Here is a 17,485-nt window from a genome sequence, read left to right on the forward strand (position 1 = left end):
TTGTCCAAAGCCCCGGCAACGGAACGCAAGACGGAAACGAGCGCGCGACCAAGCGGGCTTGAATATTCCCCTTTGCCTGGCGTTGCCGACGAAATGCTCGATAACAACGGCACGGTGAGACCGGTCTGGAAGACCCTGCTCGAGGCCCTCTCGCGCATGTCTGAGCGGGAGCTGCATGAGCGTTTTGCCCGCACTGACCGCTATCTGCGCGATGCCGGCGTGTTCTACCGCGATTACGGCAAGGGCAGCAGCGAAAGAAACTGGCCGATCTCCCATATTCCGGTGCTGATCGACGACCGGGAATGGACGGTTCTTGCCGAGGGGTTGAAGCAGCGCGCCAATCTTCTGGAAGCCATGGTCGCCGATTTTTACGGCGAAAACCGACTGGTGAAGGAAGGTTATGTGCCGCCAGCGCTGATTGCCTCCAATCCCGAATATCTGCGCCCCATGGTCGGCGTAAAGCCGGCAAGCGGTCATTACCTGCATTTCTGTTCCTTCGAGATCGGGCGTGGGCCAGATGGCAACTGGTGGGTGCTGGCCGACAGGACACAGGCGCCCTCCGGTGCGGGTTTCGCGCTCGAAAACCGGGTAGCGACCACGCGTGCGCTCTCCGACATCTATGCCGAAACCCATGTTCACCGTCTGGCCTCGTTTTTTGGTGCTTTCCGCGACACGCTGCAGGCGCAAAGAAAACACCCCGACGACCGGATCGCCGTGTTAACGCCCGGCCCGGCCAACGAGACCTATTTCGAACACGCCTATATCGCCCGTTATCTTGGCTTCATGCTGCTGGAGGGCGAAGACCTGACCGTTGTCAATGGCCGCGTCATGGTCAGAACGGTTGCCGGGTTGAAGCCGATCGGCGTCCTCTGGCGGCGTCTCGACGCATCCTATTCCGATCCGCTGGAGCTCAACCAGCAATCCCATATCGGCACGCCGGGCATGGTACAGGCATTGCGCAATGAAGCGCTCACCATCGTCAACGCGCTCGGCAGCGGAATTCTGGAAACGCGGGCGCTGCTTGCCTTCATGCCGCGCATCTGCCGCCACATTCTCGGCGAAGAACTGAAATTGCCGTCCATCGCCACCTGGTGGTGCGGACAGGAGGCTGAACGCCGTCACGTCGCCGGCAATATCGAAGGCATGGTCATTGGCCCGGCCTATTCCCGGCTTCCATTCTTCGACGATAACGGCCAGTCCGTGCTCGGCTCTTCCCTGAGAGAAACTGCAAAGGAATCGATCAGCGACTGGCTTGCCTCCGATGGCCACAGGCTGGTGGGCCAGGAAGTGGTGAAGCTTTCAACCACCCCGGCCTATATCGACAACAAGCTCGTGCCGCGCCCGATGAGCCTTCGTGTATTTGCCGCCCGTACCCAGGATGGCTGGCAGATCATGCCGGGTGGCTTTGCCCGGATCGGCAGCGGTGACGACGTGTCCGCCATCGCCATGCAATCGGGCGGAAGCGCGGCTGATGTCTGGATCGTCAGCGACAGACCGGTGGAGCGCACCACGCTTCTGCCGGCGGAAGAGAGCTTCACCCGCAACATGCCGGGCAGCCTGCCAAGCCGCGCGGCCGACAATCTCTTCTGGCTGGGTCGTTACATTGAGCGCTCTGAAGGCGCCTTGCGCATCCTTCGCGCCTGGCATGGGCGTTATGCCGAATCCGCTGATCCGCGCCAGCCGCTGCTCGCGCATGTCACGCGGTATCTCGAAGCGCTTGATGTGGAGATGAACGATGCCGTGCCGGAAAGCCTGCTTACCAACATCAACAGCGCGCTTTATTCCGCCAGCAACATTCGTGACCGCTTTTCACCGGACGGATGGCTGGCGCTGAACGATCTTGCCAAGACAGCCCGCCGTTTCCACGCGAAAGTGGCTCCCGGCGACGACGCGACCCATGCCATGACGGTCCTCTTGCGCAAGCTTGCGGGCTTTGCCGGCCTGGTGCACGAAAACATGTATCGCTTTACCGGCTGGCGTTTCCTGTCGATCGGCCGTTATCTCGAACGTGGACTGCATATGACGCGTCTTCTCGGCCATATGACCGGCCCGGACGCGCCAGATGGATCCTATGACATGCTGCTTGAAATCGGCGACAGCGTCATGACCCATCGCCGGCGGTATAACGTCAATACGGCAGGTCTGACCGTGACCGATCTTCTGGCACTCGACCCGCTCAATCCCCGCTCGATCCTGTTTCAGCTGAACGAGATCCGCACCGAGGTGGAGCAGCTTCCAAACGCCTTCGTCAACGGCCAGATGTCGCCCTTCTACCGCGAGACGATGCGTCTGCATTCCGGGTTGGCGGTCATGACGCCGGAAAACATGAATGGCGCGATCTACCGCCAGCTCGAAACCGACATGGAGCATCTTTCCGATGTTCTGGCCCGGACCTATCTCGGATAATCCTATGCTCTATGATCTTTCCCTGCATATGGGTTACACCTACGACACGCCGGCACATGGCGCACGCCACATCATCCGCGTCCTGCCGCTCTCCATCCCGGGTCGACAGCGGCTCGTCGCCGGCTCCATCGACGTTTCGCCGACGCCGGAAGAACGGGCCGTCTTCGAGGATTTCTTTCATCTCTCGGCAACATCGGTGCATCTGCGCGCACCGCATGAAAAGCTCGATATTCGCATGCAGGCGCGGGTGATGGTGGAAGCCCCGGCATTGACGGCGGATTTTTCGCCCGAGCTTTCCCGCCTGCCGCAGGACCTCGCCGGTGTGTGGTCGCTCGATTTCCAGTCGCCGCACCACTTTATCGGCGCTAGTCCAAGGATCGGAATGGACACGGCGATATCCGCCTATGCCCGGGAAGTGCTGAAGCCCGGAATGACCATTCGCGAAATTGCGCTCTCTCTGTGCAAACGGATCCATAAGGACTTCACCTATGACGGCGAGGCGACGACCGTTGATACGACACCTGCGGAAGCCTTCAAACTAAAGCGCGGCGTGTGCCAGGATTTTTCGCATATCATGATCATGGCCTTGCGCAGCCTCGGCATTCCCGCCGGTTATGTCAGCGGTTTCCTGCGTACCATTCCTCCGCCCGGCAAGGAACGGCTTGAAGGCGCCGACGCAATGCACGCCTGGGTGCGCATCTGGTGCGGCGAGGCTGCCGGTTATCTGGAGCTCGATCCCACCAACGACATCGTGGCGGGGAGCGACCATATCGTCGTCGGTTATGGCAGGGATTATTCCGATGTCGCCCCCGTTATCGGGGTATTGAAGAGCTACGGCAATCAGCAGATAAAACAGGCGGTCGACGTGATCCCCGTCCAGCAATGACACAACGTGTATTATTCCAGACCTTCGCGACGACAATTCTTGAAAATACTTTGAAAGCTGCGTCAATTTGACCACTGCGTAAAATTGAACCGATCACCTTAGCGGATTTTACATCGTTTGCGGGTTTCCTGCGCTCAGTCGAATATTCTAATCGGTGAGCCCCCTATGACCGCCTCCGCACCTGACAAATTGAAGCGCCGTTTCCTGACCGATAAGAGCGGCAATTTCGGCATCATGACGGCAATCCTGCTGCCTGTCTTGCTCGGTTTTGCCGGTGCCGGCATGGAGTTGGCGAATGTGATGCAGGTGAAAGCGGACATGCAGAACACTGCGGATTCAGCCGCCCTTGCGGCGGCAACCGAGGCGCGGCTGAAAAAGGGCGATCTGACGGATGAGCAGATCAAGGAAATCGCCAAAGGCTTCATTGCGGCGCAGATGGAAAAAAGCCTGACCGAAGAAGAAAAGAAGAAACTGGAGGAGAATTCTCCAACCAGCATCACGACGACGGAAAATGCCCGCGGCAAGACCTACACGATCGAAACCACGATCAACCACAAGGTTCAGCTCAATCCGCTGCTCGGGTTCATTGGCGCAAAAACACTCGATCTTTCGGTAACCGGCACCGCAAAGAGCACCGTCAACAAGGGTGCTCCGATCTCCATGTATCTGGCGCTTGATCGTTCCGGCTCGATGTCGTTCAAGACGGATACAATCGATACCAAAAAAACGTCATGCCAGAACTACACGGCTGATAATTGGGGTAAATATCCCAATCTGGGCAAGACATCCCCCTGCTATGTCAACAAGGCCACGTCGCTCAAAACCGCGGTCGGATTTCTCGTCGCCACATTGAACAAGGCCGACCCGACTTACACTGCGAACGGCAGTTCGCAACTGGTGCGGACAGGTGCCTCGGTCTATACGCACGAGACCTATGCCGTCCAGCCCCTTAGCTGGGGCACGAGCAGTGTTGTCAGCTATGTGGACAAACAGATTCCGGAATTTCCCACCGGCGGCACGGATGCCCGCAGCAGCCTGAACGCCGCCTATAACGCACTCAAGAAAGCCAATCCCGACGAGGCGAAGGCACATAAAACGCAGGGGAACGAATCCTTCGAGCGCTATATTGTTCTGATGACCGATGGCGAAATGACGGGAAACAGCGCCTCGTGGAATTCCAGCATCGACCAGTCGGTGCGCACCACCTGCGAGACTGCCAAGAAAGATGGAATCAAGATTTTCAGCGTCGCCTTCATGGCGCCGGACAAGGGCAAGGCGCTGCTGCAATATTGCGCATCGAGCGCTGACAATTATTACGCCCCTGAAAACATGGAGCAGATCGTAACAGCCTTTGGCGAAATCGCCCGCAAGGCTGCAGGCAGCATAGCCACGCTCACCAACTGATCGGCTTCCGGCGCCGCCGTGCCGGAGCGCCTTGTCCGCTGCATGGCTGACAGAACATGTGCGGCAGGTGACAGCGGCGGCGGCCCGTGGCATAGGAGGGCCGCTCCCATTCACAGGCCCTGTCATGATCCGCATCGAAAACATCAGCAAGTCGAACAGTCACCGCATTCTCTATATCGAGGCCTCCGCCGCGCTCAATCGCGGTGAGAAGATCGGCCTTGTCGGTCCGAACGGTGCCGGCAAGACCACGCTTTTCCGGATGATCACCGGCGAGGAGCAGCCGGACGAGGGTCAGGTCGTCGTCGAGAAGGGCATGACGGTCGGCTATTTTGATCAGGATGTCGGTGAAATGTCCGGCCGCTCTGCCGTGGCCGAGGTTATGGAGGGTGCAGGCCCGGTCAGCGAGGTCGCGGCGGAGCTTCGGGAACTGGAAGCCGCCATGTCCGATCCCGACCGGATGGACGAGATGGACGCCATAATCGAACGTTACGGCGAAGTGCAGGCGCGGTACGAAGAGCTTGATGGTTACGCGCTGGAAGGCCGTGCGCGTGAGGTGCTGGACGGGTTGAGCTTCAGCCAGGAGATGATGGACGGCGATGTTTCCAAGCTTTCCGGCGGCTGGAAGATGCGCGTCGCGCTTGCCCGCATCCTTTTGATGCGGCCGGACGTGATGCTGCTCGACGAACCCTCCAACCATCTCGATCTTGAAAGCCTAATCTGGCTTGAGGATTTCCTGAAGAATTATGACGGCGCGCTGCTGATGACCTCGCACGACCGGGAATTCATGAACCGCATCGTCAACAAGATCATCGAAATCGACGGCGGCAGTCTCACCACCTATTCCGGCGACTACGGCTTTTACGAACAGCAGCGCGCGCAGAATGAAAAGCAGCAGCAGGCACAGTTTGAACGCCAGCAGGCCATGCTCGCCAAGGAAATCAAGTTCATCGAGCGTTTCAAGGCGCGCGCCTCGCATGCCGCGCAGGTGCAGAGCCGCGTGAAAAAACTCGACAAGATTGATCGCGTCGAGCCGCCACGCCGGCGCCAGACTGTTGCTTTCGAATTCGCGCCGGCGCCCCGCTCGGGTGAGGATGTCGTGGCGCTGAAGAAGGTGAACAAGGCCTATGGCAGCCGCACCATTTATGGCGATCTCGACTTCATGGTGCGGCGCAAGGAACGCTGGTGCATCATGGGCGTCAATGGTGCAGGAAAATCAACGCTGTTGAAGCTCGTGACCGGCACGGCGGAACCGGATTCGGGCAAGGTTACCCTCGGCGCCAGCGTCAAGCTCGGTTACTTCGCCCAGCACGCCATGGATGTTCTTGACGGTGACAGCACCATCCTGGAATGGCTGGAAGAGCGCTTTCCAAAGGCGGGGCAGGCGCCGTTGCGCGCCCTTGCAGGCTGTTTCGGTTTTTCCGGCGACGACGTGGAAAAACGTTGCCGCGTTCTTTCCGGCGGGGAAAAGGCCCGTCTCGTCATGGCTGCCATGCTGTTCGATCCGCCGAATTTCCTCGTGCTGGACGAGCCGACCAACCATCTCGATCTCGACACCAAGGAAATGCTGATCAAGGCGCTCTCGGACTATGAAGGCACGATGCTGTTCGTCTCGCATGACCGTCATTTCCTGGCCGCCCTTTCGAACCGGGTTCTGGAACTGACGCCCGATGGTATCCATCAATATGGTGGCGGGTACACCGAATATGTCGAAAGCACCGGACAGGAAGCCCCGGGCCTTCACAGCTGAGCCATCTGCCGAACGCACCGCCCCGTGACGGCAGCTTTCTTTTGGAGACTGGAGAAGCAGATGCGGATCGTGGTTTACAGCGCCAAGCCCTACGACCGGCAGTTCCTTGACGCTGCCGCCCACCCTGGCATGAAGATGCAATATTGCGAAGCGCGCCTGTCTGCCGAAACGGTGGCGTTGGCGGAGGGAGCGATGGCGATCTGTGCCTTCGTCAATGACGACCTGTCCGGACCGGTGCTCGAGAAACTTGCGGCAATGGGTGTGCGACTTGTCGCCCTGCGATGCGCCGGGTTCAATCAGGTGGACCTTCAGGCCGCCGAAAAGCTCGGCCTCACCATTGCGCGCGTGCCGGCCTATTCGCCTTATGCGGTGGCGGAACACACCATGGCGCTCATCCTGTCGCTCAACCGCAAGATTCACCGCGCCTATAATCGCGTTCGCGAGGGAAATTTCGCACTTGACGGGCTGCTTGGCTTCGATCTTCACGGGAAGACGGTTGGTGTTGTGGGGACGGGAAAGATCGGAGCGATCTTCACGCGTATCGCGGCCGGCTTCGGCTGCCGTCTGCTCGGCCACGATATCCGCCAGAATCCGGATTGCGTGGCGCTGGGCATGACCTATGTCACGCGAGAGGAGCTGTTCCGCGCGTCGGACGTACTCACACTGATGTGCCCGCTGACACCGGAGACCCGCCATCTCATTCGTAGCGAAACGCTGCCGCTGCTGAAAAAGGGCGTAATGCTCATCAATACCAGCCGCGGCGCCATCATCGACACGCAGGCCGCGATTGCCGGATTGAAAGACGGCACAATCGGTTCCCTCGGCATTGACGTCTACGAGGAGGAAGCCGATCTCTTTTTCGAGGATCTGTCCAATGACGTGTTGCGCGATGACGTTTTCGCGCGGTTGTTGACCTTTCCCAATGTTCTGGTAACCGGTCATCAGGGTTTCTTCACACAGGAAGCACTCACAAACATTGCGGTCACGACAATCGCCAACATTGCGAGCTTTCTTGATACCGGCAAGGCGCTGCATGCCGTCTCGAGGACCTAGGTCGCCGGGATCGCTAACCGCCTGAGAACTGCAAAATTCGCCCCGGACGCAATTGCCCGCCCCTGAGACCCGGTATAGGTTCACTCGATCTTTTTCGAGCTTTCAAAGCTGACCGGTCGGGCAACAGATGCAACTCAAAGACTGCTATAATTTCCACGATTTTCGCCGCATGGCCAAACAGCGTCTTCCCGGACCGATCTTCAACTACATCGACGGCGCAGCCGATGACGAGGTGACGTATCGACGAAACACGGCCGCCTTCGAAAAATGCGATCTGGTTCCGGACGTGCTGCGCGGCGTTGCCGATGTGGATATGTCGGTCACCGTCATGGGGCAGAAGCTGTCAATGCCGGTCTATTGTTCCCCGACGGCACTTCAGCGCCTCTTTCACCATCAGGGAGAACGGGCGGTTGCTGCGGCGGCCGGCAAATTCGGCACGATGTTCGGCGTGTCCTCTCTCGGCACCACAAGTCTGGAGGAAGCGCGCCGCATCAGCGGCGGGCCGCAGGTCTATCAGTTTTATTTCCACAAGGACCGTGGCCTCAACCGCGATATGATGGCGCGCGCAAAAAGCGCCGGTGTGGAAACCATGATGCTGACGGTGGACAGCATCACCGGCGGAAACCGCGAGCGCGACAAGCGCACCGGCTTTGCCATTCCCTTCAAGCTCAATCTTTCCGGCATTGCGCAATTTGCCATGAAGCCGGCATGGGGCATCAATTATCTGACCCATGAGCGCTTCAGCCTGCCGCAACTCGACGATCACATCAAGATGGACGGTGGAGCGCTATCCATCAGCCGCTATTTCACCGAAATGCTCGATCCTTCAATGAATTGGGAGGACGTGGAGCAGATGGTGCGCGAATGGGGCGGACCTTTTTGTCTGAAAGGCATCATGTCGGTGGACGACGCCCGGCGCGCCGTCGAGATCGGCTGCAGCGGCATCGTGCTCTCCAATCATGGTGGCCGCCAGCTTGATGGTTCCCGCAGCGCTTTCGACCAGCTGGCCGAGATCGTCGATGCGGTCGGTGACCGGATTGACGTGATGATGGATGGCGGCATTCAGCGTGGCACCCATGTACTAAAAGCCCTGTCTCTGGGGGCAAAAGCCGTGGGGCTTGGCCGCTATTATCTTTTCCCGCTTGCCGCTGCAGGCCAGGCGGGGGTCGAGAGGGCCTTGGAAACAATGCGTATCGAAATCGAGCGCGGCATGAAGCTGATGGGCTGCACAACTGTCGAGCAGTTGACCCGCCGCAACCTCCGGTTCCGGGACTAGGGAAGCGTTCCACGATCTCAGGGCAGGTCAAAGCCTGCCACTGCCACCGCAGGCCATTTCAGCCGCGTTTCGTTGATGTTCCTGAAGCGCCAGACCGATGTTCCAAGTGAGCGCCAGGGATACCAGCACGCAAATGCCACCGGAAATCAGCGAACGATGGCGCCTGGCGCCAGACAAAAACAACCAGCCGATGACGGCATAGGCCAAAAACGCCGGCACGGCAGCGACAAGAACCGATAGGGGGCCGTCGCAATCGATAGCCTCGATACCGACGGCGCGATATTCATTTGGCGTTCCCACAAGCCCGAGGGCGGCGACGGGGAACATCGCAACCAAAACGGCATAACGGAAAAAGCGGGGCGTATCGGGCATATCTGCTCCCTGACCGGATTATTGACCTCCCTGGTGCGGCAGAGAGGCGCTTTATCGGTGCATGGAAGGAGGATCGCCAATATTTGCCAAGAAAGCCAGTCCTTATGCCGAGATGGCCTTGGCAGACCGTTCCGCATGTGTATATGGTTGCATTATGCAACCATATTGGATTAACCATGCCTGAACAGCCCCTTCCCATACACGATATCCGCTCCATCTCGCGGCGGCTTGTTCGCGAACTCGGCTTTATGGGAGGAGATTTTGCCGGCACTGATCTGCCGCCCTCCGCCGTGCACGCGCTGATCGAGATCGAGGCGTGCCCCGGCATCACAGCTCGGGATCTGGCGAAGTTGCTCAGGCTGGAGAAATCGAGCGTCAGCCGAATGCTTCGCAAACTCGTCCTTTCAGGAGACCTCCTGGAGGAGACGGATATCGACGATAGCCGAATCAAACGGCTCCGCCTGACTAAACCCGGCCAGAAGAGGGTGGGAACCATTCACGCCTTCGCAAATCGGCAGGTATCGAGCGCCTTAACACGGATCGGCCCGGCGCAAGCTCTCACGGTTCTGGAAGGGCTACGCCTTTATGCCGATGCGCTGGGAGACAGGGGCGATGTCACGGCTCCCGCCGTCGAGGTCATCGAAGGCTACAGGCCAGGGCTCATCGCTCGCATCACGCAGATGCATGCGCTTTATTACGCCCAGACATCCGGCTTCGGCCAGCGTTTCGAATCCGTTGTAGCAGAGGGCCTCGCGGCTTTTTGCAACCGGCTGGACAGCCCGAAGAACGCGATCTGGGTTGCAATGCGCAGCCAGCAAATCATCGGCTCCGTCGCGATCGACGGTGAAGATCTCGGAGCGAATATTGCGCATCTGCGCTGGTTTATTGTCGACGACGGTGTGCGCGGCAGCGGTGTCGGACGGAGACTGCTCGAAACAGCACTGGCCTTTGTCGACAAAAATGGCTTCGCCGCAACCCATCTCTGGACATTCAACGGTCTCTCGACCGCACGCCACCTTTACGAAACCCATGGTTTTACATGCGTCGAGGAATATCCGGGCAGCCAATGGGGAAGCGAGGTCTTGGAGCAACGCTTTGTCCGGCGGCGGCCCGGTTGATCGTCTGCACGTGGTGCACTTTCAGGTTCGCGCCAGCCGCAAGGCGCTCCAGAAGCCACGCAACTGCGCGGTCAACTCCGCATAAAGACCATAACGCCGCGCATAATGCGAGACTTGCGCAGCGTCCGGCTGGTAGGCATTCGCAACCCGTGTCATCGCCGAAACCGCCTCCTCATAATCGGGATAAAGTCCAATCGCCACGGCCGCACCAATGGCAGCACCGAGCGCACCTGTCTCGCGGGCCTCCGCGACACGCAGCGGAATTTCCAGGACATCAGCCATGATCTGTGGCCAATGCTGGCTGCGGGAACCGCCGCCGGACATCACGGCGCTTTCCACCGGCAAGCCCGCTTCGCGCAAGACGCCGATGTGGCGGCGATGCTCAAAACACACACCCTCGAACAGGGCGCGCAACATGTGGCCTTCACCATGCCATCCCGCGAGGCCGTAAAAGCCGCCGCGAAATTCCGCACCCAGCCGCGAGCCGAAAATGAACGGATGGAAGAACGGATCGTCGGCGCGCGGGGTAACGGAGCCGACCAATTCGTTGCAGCGCTCGAAGGCGTGGTCGCCGTGGTCACCGCGAACACGATGCACGTACCATTCGAGATTGGCGGCGGAGGTGGCGCTGGATTCGATATTGACATAGCGGTTGCGGCCAAAGGTCGTAACCATGAAGACATCGGGACTGATGACCGGCCTGTCTGCGAAAACCTGGTTGATGCTCCAGGTGCCGGCGATGATCGAAGCTTCCCCGGCATTGATGACGCCCGACCCCATGGCGCTGGAGACCACATCGAAGAAACCGCCGATCACGGGTGTGCCTTCGGACAGCCCCGCGATGGCCGCAGCCTCGCCCGTCACCCGGCCTACGATGTCGGCCGATTCCACGCGATGGGGGAAAAACGCGAACGCGTCCTCGATATCGTAAAGAGACAGAAGCTCGCGGTCGAGCCGCGCTTCCGGCAAAGCCAAAAGTCCCGCGCCGCTGAGATCGGAAATATCATTGGCAAGGCATCCCGTCAGCCGAAAATTGACGAAATCCTTGCAAAACAACACCGTGCCGGTCCGGGCGTAAAGATCGGGTGCATGTCGCTTCACCCAAGCCAAAAGGCTCGGGGTTTGCGCAGGCCATGGCCGCTGCAGGCAGCGGGCCTGCAATTGCGCTCCGCTTTTCCCGTCAAGCTCGGCCGCCACATCGGCGGCGCGGCTGTCGAGCGACTGGATGCCGATCAGGGGCTGTTGTTTCTTGTCTAGAAGATAAAGACCATTGCCATGGCCGGCGCAGCCTACCGCGAGGATGCTGCGAGGATCGACAGCCGCTTTTACCAGAAGCTGCCGGATCGCCTCGCAACCGTTGCGCCACAATTCCTCGAGATCGCGCTCGACATAGCCGGGCTGCGGGAATGTCGACTGTCCGTCGATCGCGTGTTGCGCAACCTGTCGGCCCGCCGTGTCGAACAGCACGGCCTTGATGACCGTGTTGCCGACATCCAGACCCAATATGTGATTTTTGTCAGCCACGATTATAGATATCCCATGCTTCCTCACCACCCGCACCCTGATGGATGATGGCCATCAACGCCGCAACAACGGCCTTGGGATTGTCGTGCTGGTAAATATTGCGCCCGTAAACCATGCCGTTTGCACCTTCGGCCACCAGAGCCGCCGATTTCGCCAATACATTGCGCAAGTCCTCACGCCCCCCGCCCCGCACCAGCACGGGGCACCGCGCCGCCTCGATCACCCTGTGAAAGTCCTGCGGGTTACTGGTCGGATCGGCCTTGATGATATCGGCTCCCATTTCCGAGGCAAGACGAACCAGCGTAACGATCTTTTCGGCATCGCCATCCACCTGATAACCGCCGCGCACATCATTCGGCAGCATGACCAAAGGTTCGATCATCAGCGGCATGCCGAAACGATGGCAATCGGCACGCACGCGGCTGATGTTTTCAACACATTGACGAAAGAGCTCAGGTTCGTCCGGCAGCATGAACAGGTTCACGACGACGCAGGCGGCATCCATTTCCAGCGCGCCGATGATCGGGTCATGATAATTCTGAAGCTGCGACCACATGGTCCTGTGGCGTGTTGAGTTATAGGGGTTGCCCATGTCGATGCGCATGACAAGCGCCGGCTTGTCGCGCTCCCGCCGCTGCTGCAGCAGGTCTGCCTGGCCGTAGGCCATCTGGATGGCGTCGGGGCGAGCCTCTACCAGCCTTTCCACGGTCTGCGACATATCCTCCAGCCCGACGAGGAAGCTCGGCTCGTTACAAACCCCGTGATCGATGGCCACATCCAGACAGCCGCCATTGCGGAACAGCCTGTTCATGCGCGCCTTCTTCGAAATCCGCATCATCATGCATTCTCCTTGCATCTGTGTTGAAGCATTGCCGGCGTGACCCCGTAAAAGGTCTCCAACTCGTGAATGAGCCGCTGACGTTCCGCTGACGCCTGATTTGGCAGCCAACCCAACTCGCGCGCTGCGACGGCGAGCATCGCGTCGATCAGATCGGCATCGATGACGCCGGTGATGGCGAGCGTCGTGCGACGCAGGACGAGATCGGTCAGGTGCCGCACCTGTTCGCAACGGATGAGCCAGACCACTTCCGCTGCCGTGATCGGCGATTTTTCTGAAAGCCACACGTCATCCGAACGATCCCGGCAAAAACCCATCAGCTCAAACGCGCGGGAGCCGTAAGCCAGGGCCAGATGCTCCGCCCGGTCTTCGGCAATCGAAAACTCCTCCGACAACAAGGCAGGCAGGCCGCCTGCACCGGCCGGAAAATTCCTGCCGCCGCCGATTGCGCGGTCCATGGTGCCGGTCAGTCGCTTTCGTCCAAGAAAGGCCAGAACCTCGTCGGTCACCTGTTCGCCAAAAGCTCTGAAAGTGGTCCACTTGCCGCCGATCATGCAGAGCTGCGGCGGATCACTCGCAACGCGGTGGATGAAATGGCTGCGGGATATTTTCCCGGTGAAGGCGGCATCGCTTCGCGGCAGCGGGCGTATACCGCTGAAACTGAAGACGATGTCGGAGCGATCGACGGCAATCTGCGGAAAGACCTGCCGGATCGCGTCCAGAATGTAGTCCCGTTCCTCGGGCTCGCAGCGCACCCGCTCGGGCCGATCCACCTTGATATCGGTCGATCCCGCAAGAACCCGGTCGAGATAAGGGAAGAGGATGCAGACCCGGTTGTCCGTGTTTTCAAAGAAAATCATGTGGCCGTTCAGCGCCTTGAGAAGTTCCTCATTGGCAAGGATCAGATGCGATCCCTTGGTGCCTGAAACGGTGGGTTTTGCCCTGTCCGACGCCGGGCCATCGGCCAATACACCGATCGTCTCGTCGATCCAGGCTCCAGTTGCATTGATGATGATCCGGGGCCGTATCGGCAGGATTTCGTCCGCTTCCTCCGTCCGCAGACCATATTCATCACCCGCACGGACGAGTTCGGCATAGTTCAGTGCAACGCTTTGCGGCGCATCCGACTGGCTGTCGATCAGAAGCTCCAGAGCAAGCCGTTCGGGCTGGCTTATCCAAGCATCGTAATAGGTGGCGGAATATCTGATCTCCAGTGTCAGATCCGGCCAATGCTGCAAAGTATCGGCCGCGCCGCGAAAGACGTGACGGGGCAGCATGCGGTTTTTGCGGGTGACGAAATCATAGAGCATCAGACCCGCCTTGATGGCGAGCGCGCCCCGGCTTGCGGGTTTCCCACCGGAGCCGGCAAAGGTTGCTGCCGCATTGAACAGGCCGCTGAAAGTCGAAAAAATCGGGATCGTGGTCGGCAGCGGCCGAACCATATGCGGTGCGAGCCTCAGAAGTGCATCGCGCTCCCGCAGGGATTCCGCCACCAGGCCGAATTCGCCGTTTTCCAGATAACGCAGGCCGCCATGGATCATCCGCGAGGGAGCAGCGCTGCAGCCCGAGGAGAAATCGCTGCGCTCGACCAGAAGAACTCTCAGCCCCTGCAGGGCAAGATCACGATAGGCGGCGATGCCATTGATACCGCCGCCGATGACCACAGCGTCGAAATCACCGTCTTGCCGGATGCGATGGAGAGCGTCCTCGCGAAAACTGGGCATAGGAATACCGTTCGCTGGCTGATGACCAGCGTCCCAATGTTGTTGACCGTTAAGCGACATGAGAAAGGGAACGAAATTATGCGATGTGCGCCTGAAACCCCGTTCCAGCTACATAATCAGGTATCGAGACCCACGAGATGCTCCGCGATACCAGTGCTGATGAGCGCCAACTCACTCTCTGTGAGGCGAAGACGCGCCGCGGCGGCGTTTTCAACCGCCTGAGCCGGATCGCGTGCGCCACACAGCGAGAATGTTATACCCGGCTGGGCAATCGTCCAGGCAATCACCACCTGTGCCACTGAGGCGCAATGGGCGGCCGCCACCGGTTTCAGCACGCCGATCAAACGCGCGATCTTTTCACGGTTGGCCTGGCTGAAGCGCGGATTGCCATGGCGCTGGTCATCTTCCGCAAAAACCCGCTCCGGCCCGACCTTGCCCGAGAGGAGACCGAGCGCCAGGGACGAATAGCTGAGAACCGAGACGGCATTCTCCCGGCAAACGGGCAGGAGCGTCGTCTCGATATCGCGCTTTACCATGGAATATTCTTCCTGAATGGCATCCAGTGCCCCGGTGGCGATATAGGCTTCCAGATCGGCCTGCGAGACGTTGCTTGCCCCGATGGAACGGATCTTCCCCTCTTCCTTCAGCCGCACCAAAGCCCCGACTGTCTCGGCAATCGGCGTCGTCGCATCCTGCCAATGGGTGACGTAGTGGTCGATATAATCTGTCCCAAGCCGTTTCAGGCTCTCTTCGATCTCGTACCGGATGGATACGGCGCCGAGATAACGGTGAACCGGCTTGCCATCCTGATGGAAGAAATAAGCGCCCTCATTCACATGCCACACAAGCCCGCATTTGCTGACCAGCACCACCTTGTCGCGTCTGCCGGCAATTGCCTTGCCAACGATGGTTTCGGCAAGCCCCATGCCATAGGCTGGCGCAGTATCGATGAGGGAAATCCCCGCATCGATGGAGGCCTGGATGGCTGCTATGGACTGCCGCTCCTCGGTGCCGCCCCACATCCAGCCACCGATGGCCCAGGTTCCAAGCCCCACGGCAGATGCGTTGATACCGCTTTTGCCTATCGTCCGGGTCAATATTGCGTTGTCCGTCACGAGGTCTCCCCTCCTTCATGATCCAATAAGTAGCCGGCTATCGCTTCATCCACGACCAGCGAGGTCAGATAGTGGCCGGCAAGCGTGGCCGCCACCGGGCCGGCCTTGATGGCGCCTGCTGCGACACCGATGATGTTTGGGCACCGGGCAAGCTGCCCGGGGTCCAGCGCCACGACGCGCGAGTTGAGATCGATCCGGGCAAGCTGCCCGTCCGCCATGGTGAGGTGGGCGAGAAACTCGCCGGCAATGCCGGCATCCACCAGCGCCTGTCCGCCACGGGCGGCATCCGGCAGAAGATCGTAATAGCCAGAGCCTGGCGCCTCCACCGAACCAATGCCGACCAGCGCCACCTGCGCCTGACGCGCAAGATCGAAAACCTCACGGATCGACGCAACATTCATGAGGAGATCGCGCTGTTCCTCGTCTTCGGCGAATAACGGTGCGTGCAGCAGCGAGGCGCTGCCGCCAAGTTTTTCCGCCAGTTGCGTGGCGAGATGATTGACATCGGTGTAATGCTTGCCCTGCACCCCGCCGGTGAGCGGCACTACCCGCACATCGAAACGGCGCTCCGCCTGCAGATTGTCGACAACCGCACTCACCGCCTTGCCGCCCGTAATCGCGATCACATCGCCGTCGCGGATCGTTTCCAGCAAATGGTTTGCGGCCACCCGCCCGACCATTTGCAAGGCTGTTTCCGGATTGTCCGATACCGTTGGCGTAACGACGGATTGTCTAAGGCCAAACCGGCGGGTGATCTCGTTTTCAAGGTCCACAAGCCGCTGATAAGGACTGGAGATGCTGATCTTCACCATGCCCGCCTTGCGGCCGGCCGCAATCATGCGGTTCACCTTGGTGTGGGAAAGGTTGAGCCGCTCGGCGATTTCGGACTGTTTCACCCCTTCGATGAAATGCAGCACCAGGACGGAATACATCTGCCTCTGTTGATCGAAATCGTCCTTGATATCCAGCATGATCGTCTTTCTCCAGTTACCTTCGGGCGAGCGAACGGCGCTCAACGGCGGCGCCTGACCAGATAGTGGTCGAACAGTACCGCAGCCAGCAAGATGCTGCCCCTGATGATGTCCTGCCAGTAGACAGACACATTGAGCAAGGCAAGCGAACTGGAAACCACCGAGAGAAGGATGGCTCCCAGGATCGCGCCAAGAATCGTACCCGAACCGCCCGAAAGGCTGGCGCCGCCGATGACCGCGGCCGCAATGACGTTGAGTTCCATGCCGATGCCGAAGCTTGGCTGGGCAGAACCGAAGCGCGCCATGTAGATAACACCTGCAACACCGCAAAGCATCGAACAAAGCGTTGTGGTGGTGAAGACCACGCGGCCGACACGGATGCCGGAATAGGCCGCGGCCTTGGGATTACTGCCGGTGTAGAAAACCTTGCGGAAAGCAGTCGCGCGCCGCAGCAGCAGATCGAAAGAAACGACCACCACCATAAATATGATCAGCACCAGCGGTATGCCGCCAATCACACCCTGACCGATGAACTTGAATTCCGGCGGCAGGGAGTAGAGCCCGAGCGGCCGCCCGCCGGTCGCCAGCAGGCAAACACCGCGCGCAATGACCATGACGCCCAGCGACACGATGAAATGATGCAGACCGATGACCGTGGTCAGAAATCCCATGACCATGCCGACCAATGTCGTCAGGCAGATTGCCAACCCCGCCGCCACCCAGGGGTCGACGCCGTTGAGGAAAAGCCAGCCGGCTGCCACCATCGCAAGCGCCGTAACGGATCCCACCGAAAGATCGATGCCACCAGAGATCAGCAGGATCGTCATGCCCACCACGACGATGCTTTCGATGGCGAAGACCATGGCCATGGCCCGCAGATTATCCACGGTCAGGAAGTACGGCGAGATGAAGGACATCACGGCAAAAAGCGCGAGAATGATTACGACCAGCCCGGTTTCCCGCGCCTTGAGCGCCGGCTCCCACCACGCTGTGCGGCGAACCGCCGTCCCGGCAAGGCTTGAAGGTGTTTCCGATGTTGCCATTTTCCCGC

Annotated in this window: 14 protein-coding genes; 7 read left to right on the forward strand and 7 right to left on the reverse strand. The window is 59.6% G+C overall.

The features are described from left to right. The 6 genes from WA845_RS24805 to WA845_RS24830 all read left to right on the forward strand — a co-directional run bounded on the left by WA845_RS24805 (window position 1) and on the right by WA845_RS24830 (window position 8,772). A complete protein-coding gene (locus WA845_RS24805) occupies window positions 1-2,406 on the forward strand; it encodes a circularly permuted type 2 ATP-grasp protein (RefSeq protein WP_044459559.1) in 2,406 nt (801 codons plus the stop codon). A 4-nt stretch (window positions 2,407-2,410) separates the two neighbouring features. Continuing rightward, window positions 2,411-3,292, forward strand: a complete 882-nt coding sequence (locus WA845_RS24810; RefSeq protein ID WP_045534650.1) for a transglutaminase family protein — start codon at window positions 2,411-2,413, stop codon at window positions 3,290-3,292. A 165-nt stretch (window positions 3,293-3,457) separates the two neighbouring features. Beyond that, window positions 3,458-4,696 (forward strand): vWA domain-containing protein, encoded by a 1,239-nt coding sequence (locus WA845_RS24815; protein WP_037090436.1) that lies wholly within the window; start codon window positions 3,458-3,460, stop codon window positions 4,694-4,696. A 124-nt stretch (window positions 4,697-4,820) separates the two neighbouring features. Then, window positions 4,821-6,443, forward strand: a complete 1,623-nt coding sequence (locus WA845_RS24820; protein WP_112555208.1) for an ABC-F family ATP-binding cassette domain-containing protein — start codon at window positions 4,821-4,823, stop codon at window positions 6,441-6,443. A gap of 60 nt (window positions 6,444-6,503) precedes the next feature. Next, on the forward strand, window positions 6,504-7,496 hold the full coding sequence (locus WA845_RS24825; RefSeq protein ID WP_022563315.1) for a 2-hydroxyacid dehydrogenase: 993 nt from the start codon (window positions 6,504-6,506) through the stop codon (window positions 7,494-7,496). 127 nt (window positions 7,497-7,623) lie between these two features. Continuing rightward, the gene (locus WA845_RS24830) at window positions 7,624-8,772 is read left to right on the forward strand and encodes an alpha-hydroxy acid oxidase (protein ID WP_022563314.1); all 1,149 of its coding nucleotides are present in this window, start codon (window positions 7,624-7,626) and stop codon (window positions 8,770-8,772) included. Between the two features lie 27 nt (window positions 8,773-8,799). Here the strand turns inward: WA845_RS24830 and WA845_RS24835 are convergent, their stop codons facing one another. Further along, complete coding sequence (locus WA845_RS24835; protein ID WP_337322837.1) at window positions 8,800-9,144, reverse strand: hypothetical protein; 345 nt, start codon at window positions 9,142-9,144, stop codon at window positions 8,800-8,802. 176 nt (window positions 9,145-9,320) lie between these two features. On the opposite strand from WA845_RS24835, the gene WA845_RS24840 reads away from it, so the two are divergent. Then, window positions 9,321-10,262 carry a bifunctional helix-turn-helix transcriptional regulator/GNAT family N-acetyltransferase gene (locus tag WA845_RS24840; protein ID WP_162719218.1) on the forward strand — a complete coding sequence of 314 codons (942 nt, stop codon included), beginning with the start codon at window positions 9,321-9,323 and terminating at the stop codon, window positions 10,260-10,262. 21 nt (window positions 10,263-10,283) lie between these two features. Here the strand turns inward: WA845_RS24840 and WA845_RS24845 are convergent, their stop codons facing one another. The 6 genes from WA845_RS24845 to WA845_RS24870 form a co-directional block, all read right to left on the reverse strand. Then, window positions 10,284-11,786 (reverse strand): FGGY-family carbohydrate kinase, encoded by a 1,503-nt coding sequence (locus WA845_RS24845; protein ID WP_162719217.1) that lies wholly within the window; start codon window positions 11,784-11,786, stop codon window positions 10,284-10,286. Further along, on the reverse strand, window positions 11,779-12,621 hold the full coding sequence (locus WA845_RS24850; protein ID WP_174150542.1) for a class I fructose-bisphosphate aldolase: 843 nt from the start codon (window positions 12,619-12,621) through the stop codon (window positions 11,779-11,781). The genes WA845_RS24845 and WA845_RS24850 overlap by 8 nt, the downstream gene beginning before the upstream one ends. 2 nt (window positions 12,622-12,623) lie before the next feature. Continuing rightward, on the reverse strand, window positions 12,624-14,348 hold the full coding sequence (locus WA845_RS24855; protein WP_112555206.1) for a glycerol-3-phosphate dehydrogenase/oxidase: 1,725 nt from the start codon (window positions 14,346-14,348) through the stop codon (window positions 12,624-12,626). 116 nt (window positions 14,349-14,464) lie between these two features. Continuing rightward, window positions 14,465-15,463, reverse strand: coding sequence for an aldo/keto reductase (locus WA845_RS24860; RefSeq protein ID WP_112555204.1), 999 nt, complete (start codon window positions 15,461-15,463; stop codon window positions 14,465-14,467). After that, complete coding sequence (locus WA845_RS24865) at window positions 15,460-16,434, reverse strand: sugar-binding transcriptional regulator (RefSeq protein ID WP_004437314.1); 975 nt, start codon at window positions 16,432-16,434, stop codon at window positions 15,460-15,462. The genes WA845_RS24860 and WA845_RS24865 overlap by 4 nt, the downstream gene beginning before the upstream one ends. Before the next feature lie 41 nt (window positions 16,435-16,475). Then, complete coding sequence (locus WA845_RS24870; RefSeq protein WP_112555202.1) at window positions 16,476-17,477, reverse strand: ABC transporter permease; 1,002 nt, start codon at window positions 17,475-17,477, stop codon at window positions 16,476-16,478. Window positions 17,478-17,485 lie beyond the last annotated feature (8 nt).

Origin of the sequence: Agrobacterium sp. CMT1 (genome assembly GCF_037203725.1) — a bacterium.
Lineage (GTDB): Bacteria > Pseudomonadota > Alphaproteobacteria > Rhizobiales > Rhizobiaceae > Agrobacterium > Agrobacterium pusense.

Coding starts and splice junctions, on each gene's coding strand:
- WA845_RS24810 (WP_045534650.1), top strand. CDS start 2,411: ATGCTCTATGATCTTTCCCTGCATATGGGTTACACCTACGACACGCCG.
- WA845_RS24815 (WP_037090436.1), top strand. CDS start 3,458: ATGACCGCCTCCGCACCTGACAAATTGAAGCGCCGTTTCCTGACCGAT.
- WA845_RS24820 (WP_112555208.1), top strand. CDS start 4,821: ATGATCCGCATCGAAAACATCAGCAAGTCGAACAGTCACCGCATTCTC.
- WA845_RS24825 (WP_022563315.1), top strand. CDS start 6,504: ATGCGGATCGTGGTTTACAGCGCCAAGCCCTACGACCGGCAGTTCCTT.
- WA845_RS24830 (WP_022563314.1), top strand. CDS start 7,624: ATGCAACTCAAAGACTGCTATAATTTCCACGATTTTCGCCGCATGGCC.
- WA845_RS24835 (WP_337322837.1), bottom strand. CDS start 9,144: ATGCCCGATACGCCCCGCTTTTTCCGTTATGCCGTTTTGGTTGCGATG.
- WA845_RS24840 (WP_162719218.1), top strand. CDS start 9,321: ATGCCTGAACAGCCCCTTCCCATACACGATATCCGCTCCATCTCGCGG.
- WA845_RS24850 (WP_174150542.1), bottom strand. CDS start 12,621: ATGCGGATTTCGAAGAAGGCGCGCATGAACAGGCTGTTCCGCAATGGC.
- WA845_RS24855 (WP_112555206.1), bottom strand. CDS start 14,348: ATGCCCAGTTTTCGCGAGGACGCTCTCCATCGCATCCGGCAAGACGGT.
- WA845_RS24865 (WP_004437314.1), bottom strand. CDS start 16,434: ATGCTGGATATCAAGGACGATTTCGATCAACAGAGGCAGATGTATTCC.
- WA845_RS24870 (WP_112555202.1), bottom strand. CDS start 17,477: ATGGCAACATCGGAAACACCTTCAAGCCTTGCCGGGACGGCGGTTCGC.